The 22,302-nt window shown below is 51.6% G+C and carries 16 protein-coding genes; 4 read left to right on the top strand and 12 right to left on the bottom strand.

Features of this window, described 5'->3' with window-relative positions; translation table 11 throughout:
* Positions 1-85: 85 nt before the first annotated feature.
* From ACFE7X_RS17385 to ACFE7X_RS17370, 4 genes are all read right to left on the bottom strand, one after another.
* The gene (locus ACFE7X_RS17385) at positions 86-970 is read right to left on the bottom strand and encodes a BLUF domain-containing protein (RefSeq protein WP_375436959.1); all 885 of its coding nucleotides are present in this window, start codon (positions 968-970) and stop codon (positions 86-88) included.
* 298 nt (positions 971-1,268) lie between these two features.
* A complete protein-coding gene (locus tag ACFE7X_RS17380; protein ID WP_375436958.1) occupies positions 1,269-2,741 on the bottom strand; it encodes a carotenoid oxygenase family protein in 1,473 nt (490 codons plus the stop codon).
* 46 nt (positions 2,742-2,787) lie between these two features.
* Positions 2,788-3,204 carry a response regulator gene (locus tag ACFE7X_RS17375; RefSeq protein ID WP_375436957.1) on the bottom strand — a complete coding sequence of 139 codons (417 nt, stop codon included), beginning with the start codon at positions 3,202-3,204 and terminating at the stop codon, positions 2,788-2,790.
* Complete coding sequence (locus tag ACFE7X_RS17370) at positions 3,191-4,702, bottom strand: ATP-binding protein (RefSeq protein ID WP_375436956.1); 1,512 nt, start codon at positions 4,700-4,702, stop codon at positions 3,191-3,193. Before ACFE7X_RS17370 ends, ACFE7X_RS17375 begins: the two co-directional genes overlap by 14 nt.
* Before the next feature lie 1,153 nt (positions 4,703-5,855).
* Here ACFE7X_RS17370 and ACFE7X_RS17365 point away from each other — a divergent pair.
* Positions 5,856-6,128: a hypothetical protein gene (locus ACFE7X_RS17365; RefSeq protein ID WP_375436955.1), complete on the top strand. Its 273-nt coding sequence runs from the start codon at positions 5,856-5,858 to the stop codon at positions 6,126-6,128.
* A gap of 122 nt (positions 6,129-6,250) precedes the next feature.
* The gene (locus ACFE7X_RS17360; RefSeq protein WP_375436954.1) at positions 6,251-7,039 is read left to right on the top strand and encodes a phosphatase PAP2 family protein; all 789 of its coding nucleotides are present in this window, start codon (positions 6,251-6,253) and stop codon (positions 7,037-7,039) included.
* A 36-nt stretch (positions 7,040-7,075) separates the two neighbouring features.
* On the opposite strand, the gene ACFE7X_RS17355 is transcribed toward ACFE7X_RS17360, so the two are convergent.
* The 7 genes from ACFE7X_RS17355 to ACFE7X_RS17325 form a co-directional block, all read right to left on the bottom strand.
* The gene (locus ACFE7X_RS17355; protein WP_375436953.1) at positions 7,076-7,954 is read right to left on the bottom strand and encodes an SDR family oxidoreductase; all 879 of its coding nucleotides are present in this window, start codon (positions 7,952-7,954) and stop codon (positions 7,076-7,078) included.
* A 484-nt stretch (positions 7,955-8,438) separates the two neighbouring features.
* Positions 8,439-9,794 (bottom strand): T9SS type A sorting domain-containing protein, encoded by a 1,356-nt coding sequence (locus tag ACFE7X_RS17350; RefSeq protein ID WP_375436952.1) that lies wholly within the window; start codon positions 9,792-9,794, stop codon positions 8,439-8,441.
* Positions 9,795-10,046: 252 nt separating this feature from the next.
* Complete coding sequence (locus tag ACFE7X_RS17345; protein WP_375436951.1) at positions 10,047-11,441, bottom strand: TolC family protein; 1,395 nt, start codon at positions 11,439-11,441, stop codon at positions 10,047-10,049.
* Between the two features lie 20 nt (positions 11,442-11,461).
* Positions 11,462-12,130 carry a DUF4956 domain-containing protein gene (locus ACFE7X_RS17340; protein WP_375436950.1) on the bottom strand — a complete coding sequence of 223 codons (669 nt, stop codon included), beginning with the start codon at positions 12,128-12,130 and terminating at the stop codon, positions 11,462-11,464.
* 69 nt (positions 12,131-12,199) lie between these two features.
* A complete protein-coding gene (locus tag ACFE7X_RS17335; RefSeq protein WP_375436949.1) occupies positions 12,200-13,231 on the bottom strand; it encodes a hypothetical protein in 1,032 nt (343 codons plus the stop codon).
* A gap of 433 nt (positions 13,232-13,664) precedes the next feature.
* Positions 13,665-14,345, bottom strand: coding sequence for a response regulator transcription factor (locus ACFE7X_RS17330; protein ID WP_375436948.1), 681 nt, complete (start codon positions 14,343-14,345; stop codon positions 13,665-13,667).
* A gap of 9 nt (positions 14,346-14,354) precedes the next feature.
* The gene (locus ACFE7X_RS17325) at positions 14,355-15,746 is read right to left on the bottom strand and encodes a sensor histidine kinase (RefSeq protein ID WP_375436947.1); all 1,392 of its coding nucleotides are present in this window, start codon (positions 15,744-15,746) and stop codon (positions 14,355-14,357) included.
* A gap of 174 nt (positions 15,747-15,920) precedes the next feature.
* Between ACFE7X_RS17325 and ACFE7X_RS17320 the strand changes: the two genes are divergently transcribed.
* Complete coding sequence (locus ACFE7X_RS17320; RefSeq protein WP_375436946.1) at positions 15,921-18,920, top strand: DUF2723 domain-containing protein; 3,000 nt, start codon at positions 15,921-15,923, stop codon at positions 18,918-18,920.
* Between the two features lie 363 nt (positions 18,921-19,283).
* On the top strand, positions 19,284-19,496 hold the full coding sequence (locus tag ACFE7X_RS17315; protein WP_375436945.1) for a hypothetical protein: 213 nt from the start codon (positions 19,284-19,286) through the stop codon (positions 19,494-19,496).
* Between the two features lie 1,066 nt (positions 19,497-20,562).
* Here ACFE7X_RS17315 and ACFE7X_RS17310 read toward each other — a convergent pair.
* Complete coding sequence (locus tag ACFE7X_RS17310) at positions 20,563-22,152, bottom strand: OmpA family protein (RefSeq protein WP_375436944.1); 1,590 nt, start codon at positions 22,150-22,152, stop codon at positions 20,563-20,565.
* Positions 22,153-22,302: the final 150 nt, after the last annotated feature.

Genomic DNA, 22,302 nt, shown 5'->3' with positions numbered 1-22,302 from the left:
CGTAATACCAATGATCTGTACGTGCAAAAGGGGCTTGATAGGAATGAGTACTGTCTATTCCAACTAAGCCGCCCACCTACTTAGGTTACCCATTTGCTTCCATGAGACGGCTATTATCGGAGACAAAAGTGGCGAGCAAGGTATGCAGATCGGGGTCAGGTAAAGCCGGGTCGTGGGCAAGGTAATGTGCTTGATCTGGGTTAACGTAGCCAGTCAGATGATTGAAATCGAGCGGATTAACAACCTGAAATCCCATAGACCACTGACCGAATAGGCGATGCGTTACCGGGCCGTCGGCTAATTTCACTACTTGAGTGTGGCGGGGGTCGCGGGCGATGCGGGCGAAAACCTCGCGGACATTAGCTTTGGTTCCTTCCAATAATTGGATGATGTTGCCGTGACTATAAAGCAATATTCCCGTCAGGCCGTGGGCGGCGTTGAAAGCGCGGGATTGAGTAAGCAGCCGTGCTAGTTCTAGTTCATCCAAGGGAGCCGTGGCATGACTTTGATACACGAGATGGTGCAAGGAAACTTCAGGGGTGCCAAGCTCCCTGAGTTCCGGCCCGCCCGCCGCGCAACGCAAGCGCATTATCTGCAAAACACCACTTGCCTGTAGTGGCTTGGCAAAATAGCCGGCCACGTTTTGATAGCGCGCGGCTTTGGCCCGGTCTTCTGGGTTGATAGACGACGTGAGCACTAGCACGCATACAGGGGTGGGCAAAGGTAAGCGGCTAAAGGCTTCTAAAAACTCCCACCCGTCCATGAGAGGCATATTCAGATCCAATAAAATCAGGTCCGGTACGTCGTCAGTGCCGGTGGAGAGGGCAACTGTTAACTGGTCAATTGCTTGCTGACCATTAGCGTATGTCTGCACACGGCTGCCGTGCAGGTTTTTTTCCAGTAAAATTCTCGTGAGGGTAGCGGTGATAGAATCATCCTCTATCACATAAGTAAGTTTAGATCTATTCATAATGCTACGCATCAGTTAACGGTCCATCGTATCCCTGAGTGAAACTTGGCTGGGACCCCGCAAGGCTACAAAGGGGATTGGTAGCACCTGCTCGCCGTAAGACGCTTATAAGACGGTAAAAAGAAAAACGTAATAGGGAGCTAGTAAGAAAGCCAACACTTGACTACGTTTTCACAGCTTTTCTATACTGAGCAGAAAAATACGTGAGCAAGAAAAGCCCTTTTTTGGTTTTAAGCGCTGTAATTTTCAGTAAGCAAGCTCATGCAAATTATACTGTTGTGGCTTCAGCACGGTGGCTTCAATTGGGCCGCCACAGACCATGGAACCCCAGGGGGATATTATGCGGAAGTCGTAGCCGAGCCAACGTACGCAGGTCAGCGGCATCGGCCACTATCAACTCGGTGGTGCAGGAGGATGCCGAAAATCGCAGATAGATCAAGTAGCCATCGTCTTCCGCACAACTGGCGTTTTGGTTTAGTTCGGTTCGAGGTACTATTATCGGCTCGCTGCAAACCGTGCCAGGCTTGTAAGCATAACTAACAGCTCCCGTTTGTACGTCGAGCTTAAGAAGATGGTCCAATAACGGCACTGAATGACCTGGTGGCCGACCAATAGCCCATACGTACCGATAAGGTAGTCCTTCCTGGTTAGGATTTACAACTGGTAATTCAGCTTCATGATCCGACAGTGAATGACGGGTTACCGTTCGGCCAGCTAAGTCCAGACGAAAGCGCACAAATCGCGCCTGGAGCTGGTCGTCGGGCACCCGGCCCGTCAAGTAAGCTTGAAAGCCGAGTGTGCCGGGATAGTCGTCTAGTACCAAGGCGTCAACTACCAGTGTACCATCGTCGTCTTGGTATCCATTGACGAGGTGGAAAACGAAGCCGAACTCAGTGGTTAAATGATGCACAGTCCCTTCTGGATCCACTACCACGATTTGCGTGGGTTGCGTACGGTCGACCCGAAGAGAAGCCGCTGGGGATACCAAGCCCGAAAAGGCTCGTAGCACATCGAAAGCTACGGGCGTCAGCAGAAAAATCTGGTGCCCACTATGAGTCAGCACGAAGTCATGGGCGAAAGTAGCGGCAGGCAGCGGCAGCACATGGGCCAGCCGGGCCTGGCCAACCGGGCTTACTTCGTACAAGACTAACCGGTGTCGAGTACCCGCCACAATACCAAAATTGTGTAGTACGCCCGTTGTCGGATGCACTTTGGGATGTGCGGAAAAAGGCATTTCGGGTGTGATGCGCCGGTCGAGCCAGGAAAACGAATTGCGCAACACACCCTCATAATCGAAGCGGCCGAGGCTTGCTAACGTGGTAGGGTCGAGGCGGTGGGGCAAGCCGCCTTCCCAGAGCGCCAGCAAGTGTCCCCCGTGCTCCACCAAGCTGGTATTGGCCGTGTTCTTGAATTTGATGCGCAAAAAGTTGGTTCGCACGCCACCCGGCAGGTTGGTGCCGAAGCTGCGATAGAGCATGCGGCCAGCCTGTTCCTCAGCCACAAATTCAGCTGTACGCACATGCCGGTTACGGTAGTATACCTGCTGACCGTCGAAATGAAAGCGAGCTACCATGCCGTCGCCGTCGAACAAGTGTTCGTAGCGGACGCCATGATGCTCGAAGCGCCCGTTGCCATTGCGTAGCAACGTGCCCGACAAGTCGGCTGGTAAGGTGCCTTCAATGAGTTCCAACGCAATGTCGTCGTACTCAGCCGCGACGCACCGGTTGGCAGTAAGGTAGTCGCCTAAAACAGAGCAATAGTGAACAGACATGATACGGCAAGCAAGAGCGAATTCAGAATTTAATGGCTCGGCTCGATCAGCCGCAATCGTCGCTCGACTCCTGAAACAACTGCTGCATTCTGGCTAAGTTGTTCTTATCGAGCGGTTTGGAAAAATAGCCCCTCACCTCCTTATAGTATTTGGCTTTGTCGATGTCATCGGGGTGGATAGAGGAAGTCAGAATAAACACGCACACATTCATGGCCAAGGGTAAGCGACCAAAGGCATCCAGAAATTCCCACCCGTCCATTAAAGGCATGTTTAGGTCCAGCAAAATCAGATCCGGTATAGTGGCCTCATTGCGAAGCGCTGCTAGTAGGCAGTCGAGCGCCCGCTGGCCATTGGCGTACGTTTGCACTTCACTAAACTGCAAGCTCTTTTTGACAATCAGTTTCGTGATTGAAGACGTGATAGGGTCATCTTCTACCACATACGCCAGCTTAGGAGTTCTCATTGAAGTAGACTTTAAACGTGGAACCAACGCCAACTTCGCTTTCCACCACAATGGTGCCTTGCATCGCCTCTATTTGGTTTTTAGTGATGAAAAGTCCTACCCCGCGCGCGTCTTCGTTGTCGTGAAAGGTTTTGTACATTCCAAATAACTTCGCCCGGTTTTTAACAAGATCTATACCTAACCCATTGTCTTGCACAGTGAATACCACAAAGCCTGGCTCGTGGTAGGTTTGAAGTTGAATTATAGCTGGCCGCTGCGGCGCCCGGTATTTCACCGCGTTACTGATGAGGTTAAGCAAAATGCTGTCTAAATAAGCTGGCACCACAGTTACAGCTAAGTCCGCCGGCACTTGTACGTCCACCGTTATTTTGTGCTGGTGAATCAGTACGCTAAGAGTTTCTAAAGTTTTATCGATTTCAGCCTTCAGGAAGCGGAGTTCTTTCGGCTTATTCACGTTGCTATTGACAGCAACAATATCACTTAGATTTACAATGGTTTCGGCTAGTTTTTCCGTGCTGGTTTGCAACATCTGCAAAAACATAGCACTCTGTTCCTGATCTTCCGCCTCCGCCAGCAGTTGCACCAACGAGGTGAGATTGGCCGAGTGGGAACGAATATTGTGGGAAATGATGTAGGCGAAGTTCTGCAGTTGGATATTCTGCTGGCTCGTAACGTCAAGCAGGTGCTGCGATTTGTGCAGGTTCTCAACTAACAAGGTGATGTCATAGCCAACGCATAAAATTTCCACTACCTGACCCTGCGCATCGCAAATCCCTTTAAACTCCCAATGATTGGACTTAACCGTGTTGTCGAGGTAGGGTTTGCGCAAAATCACCTGATGAGGAACTTCAGGCTCGGAGAAACACTGCATGACGACTGCGAGGCATTTAGGCCGATCTTCCTCTACAATGCTCAGCAAGGACGATGTGCCAATGATGGCATTATCGTAGCCAAACCGTTCGTGGAAAAAGTCGTTGACATACGTGTAATTGCCTCGTGGATCCGTTTTGACGATGTATACTGATTGATTGCTCAGAATCATGCCATAGTGAGTGGCCACTTCCTGCGCGTAAGCCCTTTCCTGCTTTTCCTTCGTAACGTTGCGCAGCACACCTAATAGGCGAGTAGGAGTGCCGACGTCGTCGCGCAGGAGTATGGCTTGGCAGCGTAGCCACACGGTGGAACCGTCCCGATGAGTGTACCGCCCTACGTGGTCGTAAGTATATGTGGGGTCTTGCAGGTACGCATCTAGGTGTCGCTGAGCCCCCTCTAGATCTTCAGTGTGCATGGCGCGACGCCGCGCCATGCCGTCTATTGGTAACTGGTTTGAGCTATACCCCAGAGTTTGCCAGAATTTGGCGTTCACCCATTCATTCGCAGGATCTTGTACGTCTTGATACCAGATACCGTCGAGCGCCTCGTTTTGCAAAAAGTTGAAGACGGCTTTATTGGCCGTTAAGTGTTGGTAAAATTCAGCTTCCAAATAATTATGTATCATAAGTTGCATGCATGTGTAATGACAGCGCAGCCGGTGCGGAATCGGTTGATAACAGCTAATTTGCTTTAGCGGTTACTGTTCTTATATAAGTGGTGCCTGTTAGCACCATATATGGCAAAATGTGAGGCAGAACTAAAACTTGTTTTCCAACTTGCTTTATCCTGTGACAAGTGTCTGCTTGGGTTTAGTGCAACAAGACAACGTAGACTCATAAGCGACGGTCTGCCCTTATTTGTTTTGAGTCGAGGAGCTTACATGTGCGCAACCTTAGTCAGCAGTTTGATGGTAGTAACCCCGATATCAGGTATGCTTTTCCCTGATCAGAATTCTATGGGGCTCGTTAAAGCGGCAGTAGCTGTCCGTAAAGGTTTTGGTGGAAGAGTGATGCAAAATAGCGTATCAAGCATGATTGGCGATAACTAGACAGGAGATGAAGATAGTGACATTCTAAATTTTGGAATAACGATCCAAAATCGTACCATATTGACTGCAATAGCAAATGAAACTTAAATATTTTTATATATTATCACTATTTCCACTTTATGTTAATTTATATAAATACTTATAGAAATCGATAGCTGCAAACGGGGCAGTCTTGCTTTATACAATCACTAACCTTAAAGGATCTAAATTTCAGTTTTCAATCTTATTTTTTTATGTATACCATTGATAATCAATATTATAAAATATGAAAAATCGCTTTTAAATTGAGTGTATTAGTTTCAGTTGATACTTATTGGTGTAATCTCATAATGAGAATAACAAAAGGATAAGACAGAGAAGTAGTCTATCTATAGCAATACTCTCCTATCTTTTGTTTGCCGGTTGCATAACCAGAATAGTTATCAAAGCGCCTAGATGCTGGCGTTAGTGCCAACAAGTCGCTCAGTAGGTGCCGCATCATTGTTACTTCATATTCCAAGAGTTTGCGTATGTAAATAGAAGTAGGATATATAGCAAGGGCAGGTTATGAAGTGGTGTGTGTAAGCTTACGGCATCGGCTGCCGGGACTTGTATTTACTATGCATACTTTGCTCAAGAGCGTGTTCGAAATATGCAGAATCTGCGGCCGCTTGTTAGCTGTGGAGCATAAGGTAATGGTACCGACTAGCTGCCAACAAAGAATTAATGAAGCTATGGCAGTTACTACAGTATGAATGCTAATTTCCAATGGTTGCCGGCACCATTCTCACCTGAAAGCGCTTATTCGGAAGCTGCATCAGTGAGTGAATCGGGTATAGGTGCCTCCAGTGACACTGCTCATGGAAAAGCGGCGATTCCAACACTCGATTTAGAAAAACTTATCGTTTGGTGTCGTGCAATTGAATTGCGGCTATCCATCGGAATAGCTTCATCACTTCGGGGTTCCAAGCGTATGATATGCTTACTTTTTATTCAGCCTATTCCTGACTTTACGAAAAGTTAGATTTGCGTTAGATGCCTCCAATAGGTTTGTGCCTTGCGCAGGTCTGTGCTTTCCTTAAACCCAACTGTGTAGTTTATACCAAGTAGTTAAAAATGAGCCTTTTGTTGTCTTGCCGCGCTTACTTGGCTGTTTTGTTTCTCGGGCTTACCCTTCCAATCCAAGCTCAGATTCCGCATAATCAGTCCCCAGCAACAACCGATTCGCTGCATAAATTTGAGAAGCCGGTTTCGGCCGTTCCATCAGTTGCTAAGCCCTGGTACCAGGGCAAGTTGATCAAGGCCACCATTGTGCCAGCAGTACTTATCGGTTACGGTGCCTATACCTTTAACGGAGGCGGCTTCTACACCAACCAGGAAGCGAACCGGGATATTCACCGCGTATTCCCCACCTTCCGCACCCGCGCCGATGACATCCTAATTTTCGCTCCCTACGCCGAACTAGCGGCCGTTATACTAGCCGGCGTCGAGTCGCGCGACGACCGGCTGAACATTGGATTGGTGGTGCTGAAAAGCGAGTTGATTATGCTTTCCACTGTTTTTGCCGTGAAAAACTTGTCGCAGGAAACCAGACCCGACGGCTCGGATAATCTGTCGTTTCCCTCCGGGCACACAGCGCAGGCATTTCTGGCGGCCAGCATTGTACACACCGAGTTACGCCACAAAAGCCAGTGGTATGGTGTGGGTGCTTACACCATTGCCACAAGTGTAGCGGCGTTACGCATGATCAACAACAAACACTGGCAGAGCGACGTGGTGGCTGGCGCGGGTTTCGGCATTCTTTCCGCCCACCTGGGATACCTGACCCACCGCAACCGTTGGGGCCGCAAGCCCCAGTTGGTGGGGTTGAGCGTAGCCCCAGCTTACTTTCCGGGCGGCACACCCGGACTAACACTTGGTTGGCGAGCCCATTAGCATATCCACTATTCCCCAAGTATTCGGTTGACTAACTTAGCCGCCTTTAGGCATTCCGCCCGTTACTTCCAACAAACTACCGGTCGAGTAACTGCCATCTTGGGAGGCGAAGTAAACGTAAGCTGGAGCTAATTCTTCGGGTTGTCCTGGCCTACCTAGCATGGTTTCATCGCCAAACTTTTTCAAATCCTCTTTCAGCATCGTGCCGGGAATGAGGGGTGTCCAGACAGGCCCCGGCAATACGGCATTCACTCGAATTTTTTTCTTGCCTAAGTAAGCGGCTAAGCTTTTGGTGAAGATATGAATGGCTCCCTTCGTGGCGGCATAGTCAATCTGGTGTTGGTTGCCCACAACGCCAGCAATGCTACCCGTATTGATGATGGAGTCGCCTTCGTTCATGTACGGTAAGGCAGCTTGAGCCATGAAGATGTAGCCCTTGATGTTGGTGTCGAAGGTGCGATGAATGTTTTCCTCCGGGATGGTTTCGAAGTGCTCGTACCCTTGCTGGTAAGCGGCGTTGTTAACCAAGATATTTAAGCCTCCCAATTCGGCGTTGGTTTGCCGCGCAGCCTGGCGACAGGCTTCGGCCGAGCGCACATCTGCTTGAATCGCCACAAACTTGCGTCCCTGCGCTTCGACTGCCTTCCCTACAACTGCCGCATCTTCGGCGTTGGTTTGGTAGATTACCGCGACATCTGCGCCTTCCATGGCATAGGCCAAAGCCACCGCCCGCCCGATACCCGAGTCGCCGCCCGTAATCAGGGCTACTTTCCCTTTCAGCTTGCCAGCGGGCTGGTAGCTCGACATATCCCAATCAGGTTGCTCTTTCATATCCGCCTCGCTCGTCGGATACGGCATAGGCTTAGGATTGATTTCGCTGTTGGTTGGACGCGGTTCGTTTTGGTCGGTAGTCATGGTTACAAGCGCTTGGTTGAAGAAAGAATACGGTGAAGAGAACAAGCAGGCCGGCAAACCCCAAAAGTTGTTGTTCTATGGTTCTGCTACTTCTTACCGAGTCACTGCCTCACGAACGATACGCCTGAATACATGGCACAAGCACTTAATCTCGGATAGCCATGGTCTGCCGCCTGCGCTAAGCTTGTGTGGAAATTTGGATTAGTCGGTAATAAGCTCTGATTACCAAGTGGTTAATACGACAAGGGGAAGTACAAGGCTACTAGGCCCTATACTTCCCCTTGTCGTTGTGGTTGTGTGCTTAACTCAGTGCCAGGAAATCGGCGACTTGCACGACTATGCCTCATTCCTTTTTCTCAACAAAACGGTTATAAAACAGCTTAGCCGCCAGTAGTACGTTAGCGTGGGCATCAGGCTGCAATTAATCGTCAGCGGTGTTATCAACCAGCACAGGTTGGCTGCGCGCTTAGCCTGCAACGCTAGCTTATTCTGTTTTGCTGATACGTTGTGTCAGACGACCATCAACGGTCAGCAAGTAAGTGCCGGTAGGTAGACCGGTTAAGTCAAGCTGCCCGGAAGCGGGCAAAACGCGGGTGCGTTGTAAGCGGCCCAGTAAGTCGCGTATTTCGGCAGTGTGACCAGCTGAAGTGGTTGCTAAGCGCACGATTACATGTTCCTGCGCAGGGTTAGGAAAAGTCGTCATCTCTGCACCCTGACTAGTAGTGGTGCGAGTGGCCAGCGCTGTAGCAACTGGGCTCAGCGCTACCCCACGAAATGCGGTGTTTGCAGGCGCCGTTACCAAGGCGGCGGGCAAGGTCGTCGTAGTGGGAGCGGCGTTAAAGCCAGCGTTGTCGTTAATAGTGTAAAGTCCACCTGCTCCACTCGCTACTAGCGTCACAACAGAGCCCGTTACCTTGCCAGTAAGGCCGCGCAGTGCTGCCGTTGCGCTGGCAATGGTGCCGTTAAGCGTCCAAGTGCCACCCACCAGGCTCCATTTCTGAATGCCGCCATTGGTAGGAGTCCGGTCATCGGCTACATAGACCACGTCTATGCCGGGTACTGTGCTGCTTTGATCGGTACAGAAAAAGTTGAACGAGCTAGGCCCCGAGTCCTTGGGAAAGCCGGGTAACAGCGTCAGGGCTTGGCCTGCCGATGTAGGTGCTCCGGTGCCCACTTGCAGCACGCCGTAACCTCCTGAGGCGGCCGCGCCCACGTAAAGATTACCGCCGAAAAAGTTGATGGAGCGCAGATTGGTTGGGTTGCCTGTGCTCAGGGCCGTTGTCGGGCCGGTGTTGCCTAAGGGCAGGTAGCGGACGCCTCCGTTTGCTCCTACTGCGTAAAACGTGCTGCCATCAGCCGAAGCCGCTGCACGAATATTGTTGGCGTCAAAGGCATCGCTGATGCGCGTTGTGGTATTGACGGTGCCATCTGCGGCGATACGCCCAACTACGCGGTTGGTGGTAGCAACGGCCGAGTTGGTTACGGACGACAGGCCAACCGGAGCATTGTAGCCCGTCAAGATCAGGTAGCGACCGTCGGCTGAGCGCGTGAGATTGGCATCAGAGGTGGCACTGCCGCTAGCAGTCAGAGCCAGATTAGGACTTGCACTTGCTACGGGTAGAGGCACTTGCTGCACGAGTGTGCCAGTGGGAGAATACTCAGCCAGATAGAGGGCTGTGGCAGCGCTTGTTAAAGCGGCCGAGCCGTCGCCGATGCGTACTACCACGTAGTTGCCTGCTGTAAAGGGTCTCACTGTTTGGGCTTGGACTACTGTACTTGCCAGCCCGAAAGCAACTCCCAGCAAAGAAATGCTTCGAATCCAGGTGGGGAAATAGTTCATAGATGGAGAAGAGTATAATATGGCGGTAGAAATCAGTTGCATACGCGGCGCGGTGCCAGCAAATAGTAGCTCGTTGAAAGGGGAATAGTGTAGAGTAAAGGGTTGACTGACAGCATAAAACGTAGACACACCAAATCAAACAAGTCTCATACAAGGCCGCAAGATGCAATTATACGCCGTTAGTTTTATCACTTTATGGTGTCAGGAAACGCCTTGCAGCTCTATTCCTGACTTTCGTCTGGTATTTTCCTGCTAAAACGCAAGCGGGAGAAGCTTGCCTTGATAAAAGTCCAACGTTTTTTGCTTGAAGAAGCAGTCGTATTTGGCTTGCACCAATTCTGATTGTGCTGTTACTAGTCGGCTTCGGGTCACACTATACTCTATAGCATTAAGGCCGCCTAGTTCCAGCATTTTAGCTGCGTACCGATGTTCTTCACTCACAAGGCTATATTGTAGCTGTAAGACTCGGTATTTCTTGGCAGCAGCTCTATAGTCCAATAAAGCGCTCATCACTTTCCCGCTGAGTTCCCGCTCCACTTGTTGGTAGTTCAGCTTCGCCGATTCCGCATCCAGCTTTGCCAGTTGGTCGGTGTTTCGGAGCAGGAAACGGTTAGCAATCGGTACGTACAACGATAGGCCAACCCGACGGTTAAGATTATCAAGCACCTGATTGGTAACTACTTCCGTTTGATAATTCGACGTGCGAGTGGCTAGTTGGGCAGTAAGGGCAAAAGTAGGTTTGTAAGTGGCCCGCTCCAACTGCCAAGCGTGGTACGTCGCTTCAATCTTAGCCTGCGCTGCTCGCAAATCGGGTAGTGTAGTAGCCGCAGCAGCCAATACTTCTGCATTCGTTAGTTCCGTTGGCAGCCATTCATCAGGAATTTTGCCTGTGTTTACGGCCAAGTCCTCCGTAAGCGGTAAGCCTATGATTTGCTTTAGGCTAAAGAGCGCCTTCTCTACGCTGTTTTCCGCGTACACAGTTACCAGATCTTCTGCGGCAACCTGTGATTGCAGGTTCAGCCAGTCACGTTTGCTGAGCACGCCTTTATCAACCTGCGCCTTCACTTTCCTTTGATGCTCCACTAGATAAGCGGCTCGCTGTTTGGAATTCTTGAGCTGTTCTTGGCCGAGCAACACCTGCAGAAACGCATAAATTATGTTCAGCGAGATGTTGTTGCTATTTATCTGGCAATCGTACGTTGCCGCTGCCACTTGCTGACTACGTAGCTTAATCTGATGCGAAGTAGCGAAACCGTTGAACAGATTCAGGTTTAGGTTCAAGGCCGCTTGGTTGCCTAAATTGAATTCGTTGGACAGTTCGTTCGTGGAAGGATCAATCAGGAATCCCCAGTTTCCGGCCGTACGCACCCGGCCATTGATTGTAGGTAGGAATGACTTTTTGGCCGTGTTCAGTTGCACTAAGCTTTTATTCTGCAACAGGCCCGCTTGCTGAACCTGAAGATTATTAGTTTGGGCAAAAGTCAGGCATTCGGCTAGCGTCCAGGTTTTCTGCCCAACGGCAGCCTGACTCCCTAAGCACAGAGAAAGACCAATAGCATATTTTTTCAGGCACGCCAAACTCGCCAGCCTGATCTTCTTTGAACTGAAAAGCTGGTTGGGGAGCAGCGAGAGTAGAAGCTTATGCATGGGCTTGTTGCTGAATGAGGCTATACTTCCAGCGCCAGGGTTACTTGCTTGACCCCCGCCACTTCTTTCAATGCTTCTACCAAGGCCTCGCTGCTACTGCCGTTCTTTAAGTTTGCCACGTAGGAGAGTTGCATAAACAAGCCCTTTTTTTCCCTTGATGCCTGCGTACTCACTACTTTGTATCGTTGACAAAAGGCTTGCAAAATGGGCGTATAGTCGTTTTGCTGACCGTCGGAAGCTTCTCGGATAATGGTCAGGATCAAGCTCTCCGGCTGCGAATTGGCCATAACGCGGGCCATAATAATAGTTACTAACCCAATGAGTAAGCACCCAGCCAAGGCAACGGCATATAACCCCTCTCCGCACGCCAAACCGATGGCCAGTGCGAAAAAGAGAAACATAAAGTCTTGAGCATCCTTGGTAGCTGTCCGGAACCGGATAATCGATAAAATACCTACCATACTGAAAGCCTGTGCCAGATTATCCCCCACAACCATCATGACGAAGGAGGTAATCATGGTCAGCATCACAATCGACTTAATAAGGTTGATTGAATAGCTGGCTTTTCGAAACGCAATGGCGTAAAAGAGCGAGATAAGCAGACCGCAAAGCGTAGCCCATACGGTATGGCCGAGTACTTCCCGAACGGTGATAGAAAAATTGAAAACCTGCTGAACGTCCTGATGCATAAAAAAGCTCAACAAGAGCGACAACTCAATGAATAAATCAACCCAGAATGGGTGAGAGAAGCCGGATAATCAATAAATAAAAAGGCATTCCGCTATTCGAGCTATGTGCTCGGTTAGGGAAATAGATTCGCATGAAAGGGTGGTTCTGACGACCATGCCTGGAACCAGAGGAGCGTTTTTGTCTTCAATTACGGCGGTAACAAAGAAAGCCTGACGGCCGTCCACAATCTGCACCGTATTATCGATTCCAATTATTTTTCCGACTGCGGTATGGCTAGTTCCCGTAACCGCCACCTCTATTTTCTGCTGTTCTTGCACGTAATTCCGTTCCACGTAATTAACCGGTAGTATCACGACATAGGAGGAATTATCGGCCACGGATACGAGAACTTCTTCGGCAGGATTTGCTGGGGCTTTTTTCAAAAGCACGGCGCCTGAAACCGGCGAAACGAGCGTCAGTTCTTTCAAGCTCTGCTCGATGTGACGAATCTGTTGTTGTAATGAAATAATCCGGGTTTGGATAACCCGAATTTGCTCGGGTTTGCCGCCTGTAGTAACAGATTTATACTCGGCCCCAATCATGTTTACGTTCAATTCGCGTACACGCAGCTTGTTGAGGGCCAACTCATAGTTTTGCAATGAAGTCAATGAATCTTGGTGCAAGGCCTCGGCTCGTTTGGTCAGAGTCCGTTGGGCGTCTAGTTCCTGCTTGGCTAGAGCTAGCTGGTTGGCAACTCCTTCTACGTCAGCGGCTTTCTGGCCTGAATTGACGAGTTGTAACTCGGCTTGTTGCACGGCCAATTCTCCTTGTAACTGCACCAATCGCTCTTGATCCTGATTGGAGTACATGCGAGCTACCGTGTCTCCTTTGGTGAGGTAGAGTTGATGATAGATGTTCGGATTCAGTTGAAAATCGGCTTGGTCTCCCCGTTGAAATACCGAGGCAGAAAAAGCACTTAACCGGCCTGTGCGGTTGTCTTTTACAGTGGAAATTAAATTGCCGTTCTGCGCCCGGCTTAGCGTCCACTCACTTACGGGCATTACCAAGCTACTCGTTTCAATTGTGTAGGGAATAGCAACTGGTAGCTGCTCCAGCGCCATTCTCAACACAAAAAAGGGAGTAACTGCGAAAAGCAAGTTTCTCTTCAAGAACATTTTAACCATCAGTGCACAGTAGCCCGCTTCAGTTCTAACTTAAGAAACTTAGTCTATTAGAATCGTTATAATGATTAGCTGGCGTAAAGATATCAACAATTAACTAACAAAGCCAAAGCTATATTATTGCATTATTTACATAAAAAACTAATTTGTACGTTTTCTATACGTTTGTACGTACAATACTGGGTATTGCATAACAGCCTTCTAGACAGTAGTAATAAGTACACTAGCTTGATAGCCTCTTAGAATTCCTAAGTATTTACGCGTCCAAAGTAAATGTGTCAGCTATTGACTGATAGCTAGTGCGGCCATTGGTTTTATTTTGTATAAATAAGGCTTCTAGTTACTCTTAGCAGAGTGGCCGGAATGGTTGCTTTTAGAAAATCAGTTTATAGCCGATGCCTCTAACATTGAGAATCTGTACCTGCGGGTCATCACGCAGGTAGCGGCGTAGGCGAGTAACAAATACGTCCAGGCTACGACCGTTGAAAAAGTGGTCTTGACCCCACAGATCGAGTAAGACAGCCGAGCGTTCCAGAACCTGATTGCGGTGGTCGTAGAGGCGCTTGAGAAGCTCAGCTTCACGGTTAGTGAGTTCTATTTCCGTCTCGGCGAACCGGAGTTTTTGCTGAGTATAAGCGAAAACGTAGCGGCCTATCTTCAGAGGCTCGGAAGGGGACGAGCTAATAGGGAGTCCATTGCGGTTGAGCTGTGCTTGGATGCGTACCACCAACTCGTCCATGCTAAAGGGCTTCTTGAGGTAGTCGTTGCCGCCTAACTCGAAACCTCGCACAACATCGGCGGACTGAGAGCGGGCCGTCAAGAAAATAAGCGGAACGGTGGAATTTTCGCGCCGCAACTGCTCACCCATCGAGAAGCCATCGAGCCGCGGTAGCATGATGTCGGCCACTACGATATCGGGTGGATGCTGCCGAAAGAGGTACAGTCCTTGCTCGCCATCAGCAGCGTGCTGCACCGTGAAGCCCCGCATTTCCAGGCTGTCTTTAATAATTAAAGCCAAAGCCGCTTCATCTTCTACCAACAGAACAGTTGCCATGTGCAGCGACTAATGCGAGGGAAGCCAGAGAGAAAAGGCACTGCCGCTACCCAACTCACTCTGCACCTGCAACCGCCCCCCGTGCCGCTCAATCACCTGCCGGACGTAGTAAAGGCCTAATCCAAAGCCTTTAACGGGATGCAAGTTGCCGGTCGGTACCCGGAAGAAACGGTCGAAAACCGCCGGCAGGTACCCCTTCGGAATACCAATGCCGTCGTCGGTTACGGTCAGGCGCCAGCCTACACTTTCCGGCTGCCCCTGAATGGTGATGGTTACTTGGTCGCGAGAATATTTGATGGCGTTGTCGATCAGATTGCTGATGACGTTGCGCAAGTGTAGTCGGTCGCAAAGGATGGCGGCGGGGGCTACCTCCACGGCAAAGTGCACGGCTTTCATTGTAGTGAGTTGGTGCTGTTGCACGAGTTCGGCCACCAGTTCAGCGGGTTGCACGGTTTCAGGGTGCAGTTGCAGGGGTTGACGCTCCGCAACCGCCATGTGCAGCACATGGTCGACCAACCCCGACAACCGCAGCAGTTCCTGCTGCGAAATAGCTAAGTAGGTTTGCGTTTTTTGAGGGTTTTCAAGCGCCCCAAAGTGCTGCAATGCCTCCACGGCCGCCGTAACGGTAGCCAGGGGGGTCTTCAATTCGTGGGTCATGTTGTTAATGAAGTCCTCGCGAATTTCGGAAAGCTTTTTCTGGCGTAGGATCGTGGACAACATCAGTCCGAAGCAGGTTGTCGTTAAGCACAACAAGCCGAACGAGCCAGCCAGCAGCCCACCCATCCGGCGCAGGGCGTACGGCAATGGAGGGCGGAACGCCGCCCGTACTGCTACTTTAGGCAGCGCAGGCAGGGCAACCGGGGGCGTTTGCACAGAGTAGCCCGCTTGCAGTGGCACCGACGGAAGGCGCTGGTCGGTGGCCGTTGCCACGGTATCGAAAAGAAAAGTGGCTTCGGCCCCGCGCAGCTTCAATTCGGCTTGGTAGGCGGTGGCCAAGCGGGCGAGGTTGAGCGTGGGCGACGTCCCGGTGTTGCGTAGCAGAAACTGCAAAAAAGCCTGAGCCACGCTGTCTTCTTGGCGGCGTGCGGCGCGGCTATCAACCGGCTGCCGGCTGCCGGTTTGCAGCAATTGCCGCAACTGGGCGCGGCCAGCTTCGTCTAGGTTTTGGATAGGCAGTGCAACGTGGCTGTAGGTTTGGCCGGGAACGGTTGGTTGCAGCAGCGTCTGCAATTCGGCTAGCTGCTGCCGTTGCAAGACAGTTAACAGCGCCTCGTGGGCTGTGCGAGCGAATTGGGTTGTGGTAAGCTGGTAAGTGGTGTAGAGCCAATACGCTTGAAAGCCGTTGATGCCCAGCATACACAAACTCATCAGCCAAAAAATAACACGCAGACGACTTTTCATGGGGCAGGAGCTACTGATGGGCAGCTAGTCGAAAGTACGGGGGATGCTCCTGCCCAACCAAGCCGTTAACAATCATTAACACAAAATAACAGTCGTTTACACCCCACTTCTGGTCCTTTGCCAGCGCAACCTCGGGCAGGCTACTTCTGTTCCGCGTGGTTTTCACTGTTCGGTATGCGCTCCTATCAAAAGCTTAATAATCTGGTCGGGTGGCTGGTGTTTACCCTTGCTGCCATCGTGTACTGGCTCACCCTCGAATCCACGGCTTCGTTCTGGGACTGTGGCGAGTTTATTGCCTGCTCCTATAAGCTGCTCGTGCCCCATCCGCCCGGTGCCCCCTTGTTTTTGCTGCTCGGCCGGCTGTTTTCGTTGCTGAGCTTCGGCGACACCAGCAAAGTGGCAGTACTAATCAATTCGCTTTCCGCACTCAGTAGCGCTTTCACGGTATTGTTCCTTTTCTGGAGTATCACCCTACTCGCCCAGAAGCTGGTGCTGCGTGACGCCCGCCAATCCGGCAGCCAACTAGTGGCCCCCACGCGCGGCCAGACCGTGCTACTACTCGGAGCAGGTGTAGTTGGTGCCCTGGCATTTGCCTTCTCTGATTCGTTTTGGTTTAACGCCGAAGAAGCCGAAGTGTACGCCTTATCGGCTCTGTGTACGGCCGCTGTGGTTTGGCTGATGCTGAAGTGGGAAAACCGGGCCGATGAGGCCGACAGCGACAAATGGTTGGTGCTAATTGCCTACGTTGTAGGGTTGAGCATTGGGGTGCACTTGCTGAACCTGGTGGCCATTCCGGCGCTGGGGCTGCTTTACTACTTCCGCCGACAGGCAAGCCCTACGCTGCGCGGTGGCATGTTGACTTTGTTTGCAAGCAGCTTGCTGGTCGGTGGCCTGCTAGTCGGGGTTATTCCGGGGTTGCCCACACTAGCAAGTGCTTTCGAAGTGTTCTTCATTAATTCGTTGGGCTTGCCTTTCAACTCGGGTGTAGTCGTTTTTGTGTTGTTGCTGGTGGGTTTGCTACTCGGCGGTTTCCGGCTTTCGCACCGGCGCCGTTCGCGCCTGCTCAACACCGGGCTACTAGGCTTGGTGTTCGTTCTGATTGGTTACTCGTCGTACCTGATTGTACCAATTCGGAGCGCGTACCATCCTACCATCAATCAAAACGCACCCGATAATGTACTCAGCTTTGTGAGCTACCTCAAGCGCGAGCAGTACGGCTCGCGGCCGTTGCTGTACGGTCCGCACGTGTTTGCGCAGCCCATTGCCCAAGAGGATACGGGCCCGCGTTACGTGCGAGGAACCGACAAGTATGTGGTAGCCGAGCAGCGGCAGGAATTGGTATATCGGGAGGAAGACAAGATGCTACTGCCCCGCATTTATGCCGATGCTGGTGCTGCTACCTCGCAACGCATACCCTACTATCAGCAATGGGTAGACATTCAGGAGGGCGTCAAGCCGACGATGGGGCAGAACCTTGACTTTATGCTCCGCTACCAGATGGGGCACATGTTTTGGCGCTATTTCCTTTGGAACTACGTGGGCCGGGAAAGCGACGTGCAGCAGGCCGGCGTTCTGTGGCCTATGGCCGACAGCCAGAATTTGCCTGAGCGCGTGGCCGACAACAAAGCCCGCAACAATTTCCTGGCCTTGCCCTTGCTGCTGGGTTTGCTGGGTTTGCTGTATCAAGTGCGCCGCGACCCCAAAAATGCACTAGTGGTGGCCTTGCTATTTCTATTCACTGGCCTGGCCATTATCGTCTACCTCAACCAGCCGCCCATCGAGCCGCGCGAGCGGGACTACACTTTCACCGGGGCCACTTACGCCTTTGCCATCTGGATAGGCTTGGGCGTGCTGGCGCTAGCAGACCTGCTGCGGAAACTAAGGCAGGGCGATACTGCCCGTGCCGCCTTTGCTACGCTGCTGGGCCTGGTAGTGCCGGGCATTATGGCCACCGAAGGCTGGGACGACCATAACCGGTCGGGCCGCTTTAGCTCCGTGGATTCCGCCAAGAACCTGCTCAGTTCCTGCGCGCCCAACGCCATCCTGTTTACCAACGGCGACAACGACACGTTTCCGCTCTGGTATGCCCAGACGGTGGAAGGCGTGCGCACCGATGTGCGGGTGGCTGTGCTGAGCTACTTAAACACCGACTGGTACGTCGAGCAGATGAGAAACCGCTCGTATCAGTCGCAGCCGCTGCCTATTTCTCTGGCTCCCGCCCGTTACCTGCAAGGAACCAATGACTACCTGCCCTACGTGGAGAATCCGAACGTGCGCGAAGTCAACCTCAATGACTTTGTTGAACTAGTGAGCAAGGATAGCGACTTGCTGAAGGTTAGCTACGGAGAGGGGAGTGGCACTTTAATGTCTTTTCCTTCGCCTAAATTTTACTTACCCGTAGATACAACGGCCGTGAAGCAACTCGGTATCATCCCACCCAGTCGGCGAGGCCAGTTAGTTGATAAGATGGAGTTCAACCTGGGCAAAGGCGCCATCGAGAAGAAGAGCTTGGTTGTGCTCGATATTTTGGCCACCAACCAGTGGAAACGCCCCGTTTACTTTGCCACCAGCGTGGCGCTGCCCCAGGACCACCTAGGCCTGGAACCGTATTTTCAACTGGAAGGACTAGCGTGGCGCATATTACCCCTCAAAGACCCGAACTACGATCCGCGTGCGGAAGCAGGATACGTGGAAAAAGACATTCTGTACAACAAGCTAATGCAACAATTCGCTTACCGCGGCCTGAACAATGCCTCCCTGTTCCACGACGAGAACAGCCTGATGTTCCCGGCTAGTTACCGCGAAAAATTTGCGCGCTTGGCCTCGGCCTATCTGGCTGCTGGTGACTCAACCACGGCCCGAAAGATAGCCGATAAGTGCTTGGCCGTGATGCCCGACCAAGCCATTCCTTATGATTTCTACACCCCGCAGCTGGTGCCAGCCCTAATTGCTGGTGGCGAACTAATCCGGGCCAATCAACTTCAGGATGCCTTGCTGGACCGGACTCAGCGAGCCCTGCTCTACTACACCGCCCATCAAAGCAACATATTCGACCGGGAGATAGGTCAACATGTCGCTACCGCTCAGCAGCTCTACCTGGCAGCGCAACAAGTTGGCGATGTGCCGCGCGCCAACCGGGCCTATGAGTTGCTGCGTCCTTATTTAAGACGATGAGGACGCATCGGCGCGAACAGAAACAAGCCTTTGGGGCATTGTGCCGCACTTATTTGCAAGGCTTTTTTCCATCTTATCTCGGGCCTTGTACAGAGTGAATGGCGCCAGCCATTAAAACACTATTGGAATTAGCCTTTCATTATTAGCACCTGCTGCCATGTCACTACTTTGCATTATTTGCCCTTTATGTAAATTTATAATCTGCCCATGGTAGCAAGCGTTTGCTGGGTTTCTAGCTATTGAAACTGCGTAAACTTGGTAAAATACTAGTCGCAAATCCGGGTAGTATTACCTTTTCTTCTACGCGCGTATGCACGAGTTTTACTTGTCTTATCTGCATCTATACTACTGCGCACACGCCTTATGGAATTAACTGCTTTAGCCCTCTTTTTGTCATCGTCGCCTCAGACGCTGGAAACCTTGCTCGATTTCAATACAATCGACGGCTTGCGCGTCTCTCATAGCGAAGCAACTGCGGCCCTCCGCAACGGCCACGCCCTCATGATCGGCGATTTGCTTGTTGGCCCGTTTGGTTACGCCAATTCAATTAATTATCCGATAGCAGCGGTTGCCTAGTCTCCGAAAGTGAAACTCTCCGAGATGAAAGCCTTGGAAGGGATATACCTTCTGCCTCATGCTATTTATACAACACTAGTACATCATCTGCGGCCACTGCTGTACGCATAATGGCCGACAAAATCGTAAACCTCTATGGGTTGGCTGGCGCTAGATCCAACACAGGAAAGTTGATTCAATCTATCTGGCCAGGGCTTTGGGTGTGTAGTGTGGCCCTAGCCAAAAATGAGTCCCTGCGCCCTTATTCCGATTACCACTTTACCTGAAACCGTTTGAGAAGGTGAGGAGCATCAAGGGGCATGTTCTCTCTAGTTATTTCAACCCGAAGCGAATCTAACGGCTTAAATTTTCGAGCTAAGCCCGTGATAATTCCACGCTCGAAATCAACTGGGGTCGGCGTTAAACAGTGCACCCAAATTTTCCGTGGTTGCTGAGACTCTATGCGATAATAGCCGATAGTCGTGCCCTTTATGTTAAGGCGGCAGGTTTCGTCTAAAGCATGAAGCGCCTGTTCGAGGGTAGTAATGTGTGCCGGCCAGAGGCTGCTCGTGGCAACCTGCAACCCTACAGCGTACACTGTTCGGTCCCCATAAAATAACTCTAGTTCCGAAAGCACGTCCAGCCAAGCCTGTAGGGAATACCAATGCCCAGGCTGAGGGTTGGCAGGCAACCCGTACTTTTCCAGCATTTCGCGCGCTAGTTGGGGAATATGGAAGGTTGCCAAGAGCGCGCGGAGCGTATCCCCGTTAACGGTAGCCGCCGGGTCAAACGAAACATAGGCGTCAGCCATAAAGGGCGAAGAAAACAGAGAAAAGCTGCGATCAGCTTATTTATACAATACAAGAATATCTTGTTACAGTTTAATAAACAAGTGCCGCCTCAAGAAAGAGAAACGCCGGTAGCTTTTCCGGGATTTGTGGCTGTTAAAGCCCCAAGGGTGTCCGGCTTTGTTGCGATACGCAAACCCACTACCAAGCATAGGTAGGAGCTTCACAGTTGCCTCGGATCCTACACCGGCCACGACGTTTTTATCGCGGCCGGTGTAAGGTTTCCTACCGTTTACGAATTACCATTGCGTGCTTGGACGAGCACGGCGCGGTGTGCTCGCTGCTTTCCTCCGGCGAGTGGGAGTTGCCTTCTTTCGTGGGGAAGATTTAGAGCTTATTCTTTTTTTGGTGGTCCCTTTCTTCGTTGGCGAAGTTACCTTAGGAAGACTAGGCTCCGGCCCGTACTTCACGCGGGCCGCATTTGGGTCGCCGGTTAAGAACAGGTCGAACTCCACGCGGCGGTTCTGGGCGCGACCTTCCTCGCTTGTATTGGGAACTAGTGGATGGCTGATGCCATAACCTAGCCCCTCAACGCGGGATTCACCCAAGCCATGGTCGAGCAGGTAACGGCGAGCTGCGGCTGCCCGCTCTCGTGAGAGGCGTTGGTTGAAGGCGGCTGGCCCCTGGCTATCCGTGTGGCCCGCAATGCTGAGCGAGTAGTCGGGATATTCTTTTAGGAGCTCGGCTATAGCATCCAGGGTGGGGTAGGAGGAAGGCAGCAAAGTAGCCTGATTGCGTTCGAAGCCAATCAAGCGGGTAGCTTCTGCTAGGCGCTGGCGGCTCTCGGCTCTGATCTCCGGACAGCCATGGTTGGCGGCCGGACCAGCACGATCGGGGCAGCGGTCCTCGGCATTGAGTACCCCGTCGCCATCCGTATCGGAGGCGTTGGTAATGACGGGGGCAGGAGCTAGAGTACAGCCGCTGGCGTTAACGGTCGCGCCGGCAGGTGTATCTGGGCAGGTATCTTCCTGATCAACAATGCCATCGTTGTCGGTATCCGGACAGCCATGCAGTTCAGGCTTCCCCGGTTTATCAGGACAGGAGTCATCACTGTTATCGACCCCATCTTGGTCGGTGTCCGGGCAGCCGTGAAGCTCGGCCGAGCCAGTTTGTCCCGGACATTGGTCTAGGTAATTGGGAACCCCATCCTGGTCATCGTCAAATGCACAGCCGTGTTCGTCAACGTCCAGGTTACTGGGGGTGGAAGGACAATGGTCCAACCGGTCGGGCACGCCATCTTCATCGGCATCGGGACCTTGCCCCATGTTGATCGTCAGCCCCACCATATGTTGAAGAAAACGGTCGGCCCAGCGCGGCGTACTTTGTTCGGGAGAGCCATCCAAATTGGCTCGCATGGGAATGTGCTGGCTGGTTTGCACAAAAAGGGCTACGCCTCCCCCCAAGCGCAGATTGATGCCAGCCCCGGCCTGCACATCCACGTAGCTCTTGTCTTCATCGATGCGCGTGCCATCAGCCAAGCCGGTCCGGCTGGCATAGGTCCAGCCGGAAGCGGCCAGCAAATAGGGCTGCAATCGAGCGTCCTCTTTCAAGGCCCAGCCATTATTGAGCTTGAGCTTGAAGCCTACATTTACGTTGACTAACGTCGTGTTGAAGTACGTAGTGGGGCTAAGGCGGCCCGTTAGCTGCCCGTAGATGGCTTGTGTGTTTAGGTCCAACCCCCGCGTAAGGTACTGATTGATTACTAGGCCCGGGGCATATTCATTGGCATCAAACTTCCAATAATCCGAGCCGAAGTTGCCCCTGTACTGCAGGGCGCTACCAGTTAGGCCGATACTGGTGCGGCGCTCCACCGTTTGAGCCTTTGCCACAGGTTGGCTAGCGAGCAAAACCAGAGGAAAAACTAGCCCACGGAGGGTAAGTAGAAAGTGCTTCATCAAAAGTGAATAGCGTAGGAACCCATTAGCGCAGATAAACTCACGCTCATGGCATTACAATTACTGGATAAATAAAAAGAAAAT

Source organism: uncultured Hymenobacter sp., from assembly GCF_964242765.1.
Lineage (GTDB): Bacteria > Bacteroidota > Bacteroidia > Cytophagales > Hymenobacteraceae > Hymenobacter.
The sequence above is the reverse complement of the archived record's forward strand: the minus strand, read 5'-3'. Positions and strand labels throughout refer to the sequence as shown.

Coding starts and splice junctions, on each gene's coding strand:
- ACFE7X_RS17385 (WP_375436959.1), bottom strand. CDS start 970: ATGAATAGATCTAAACTTACTTATGTGATAGAGGATGATTCTATCACC.
- ACFE7X_RS17380 (WP_375436958.1), bottom strand. CDS start 2,741: ATGTCTGTTCACTATTGCTCTGTTTTAGGCGACTACCTTACTGCCAAC.
- ACFE7X_RS17375 (WP_375436957.1), bottom strand. CDS start 3,204: ATGAGAACTCCTAAGCTGGCGTATGTGGTAGAAGATGACCCTATCACG.
- ACFE7X_RS17370 (WP_375436956.1), bottom strand. CDS start 4,702: ATGATACATAATTATTTGGAAGCTGAATTTTACCAACACTTAACGGCC.
- ACFE7X_RS17365 (WP_375436955.1), top strand. CDS start 5,856: ATGAATGCTAATTTCCAATGGTTGCCGGCACCATTCTCACCTGAAAGC.
- ACFE7X_RS17355 (WP_375436953.1), bottom strand. CDS start 7,954: ATGACTACCGACCAAAACGAACCGCGTCCAACCAACAGCGAAATCAAT.
- ACFE7X_RS17350 (WP_375436952.1), bottom strand. CDS start 9,794: ATGAACTATTTCCCCACCTGGATTCGAAGCATTTCTTTGCTGGGAGTT.
- ACFE7X_RS17345 (WP_375436951.1), bottom strand. CDS start 11,441: ATGCATAAGCTTCTACTCTCGCTGCTCCCCAACCAGCTTTTCAGTTCA.
- ACFE7X_RS17340 (WP_375436950.1), bottom strand. CDS start 12,130: ATGCATCAGGACGTTCAGCAGGTTTTCAATTTTTCTATCACCGTTCGG.
- ACFE7X_RS17335 (WP_375436949.1), bottom strand. CDS start 13,231: ATGGCGCTGGAGCAGCTACCAGTTGCTATTCCCTACACAATTGAAACG.
- ACFE7X_RS17330 (WP_375436948.1), bottom strand. CDS start 14,345: ATGGCAACTGTTCTGTTGGTAGAAGATGAAGCGGCTTTGGCTTTAATT.
- ACFE7X_RS17325 (WP_375436947.1), bottom strand. CDS start 15,746: ATGAAAAGTCGTCTGCGTGTTATTTTTTGGCTGATGAGTTTGTGTATG.
- ACFE7X_RS17320 (WP_375436946.1), top strand. CDS start 15,921: ATGCGCTCCTATCAAAAGCTTAATAATCTGGTCGGGTGGCTGGTGTTT.
- ACFE7X_RS17315 (WP_375436945.1), top strand. CDS start 19,284: ATGGAATTAACTGCTTTAGCCCTCTTTTTGTCATCGTCGCCTCAGACG.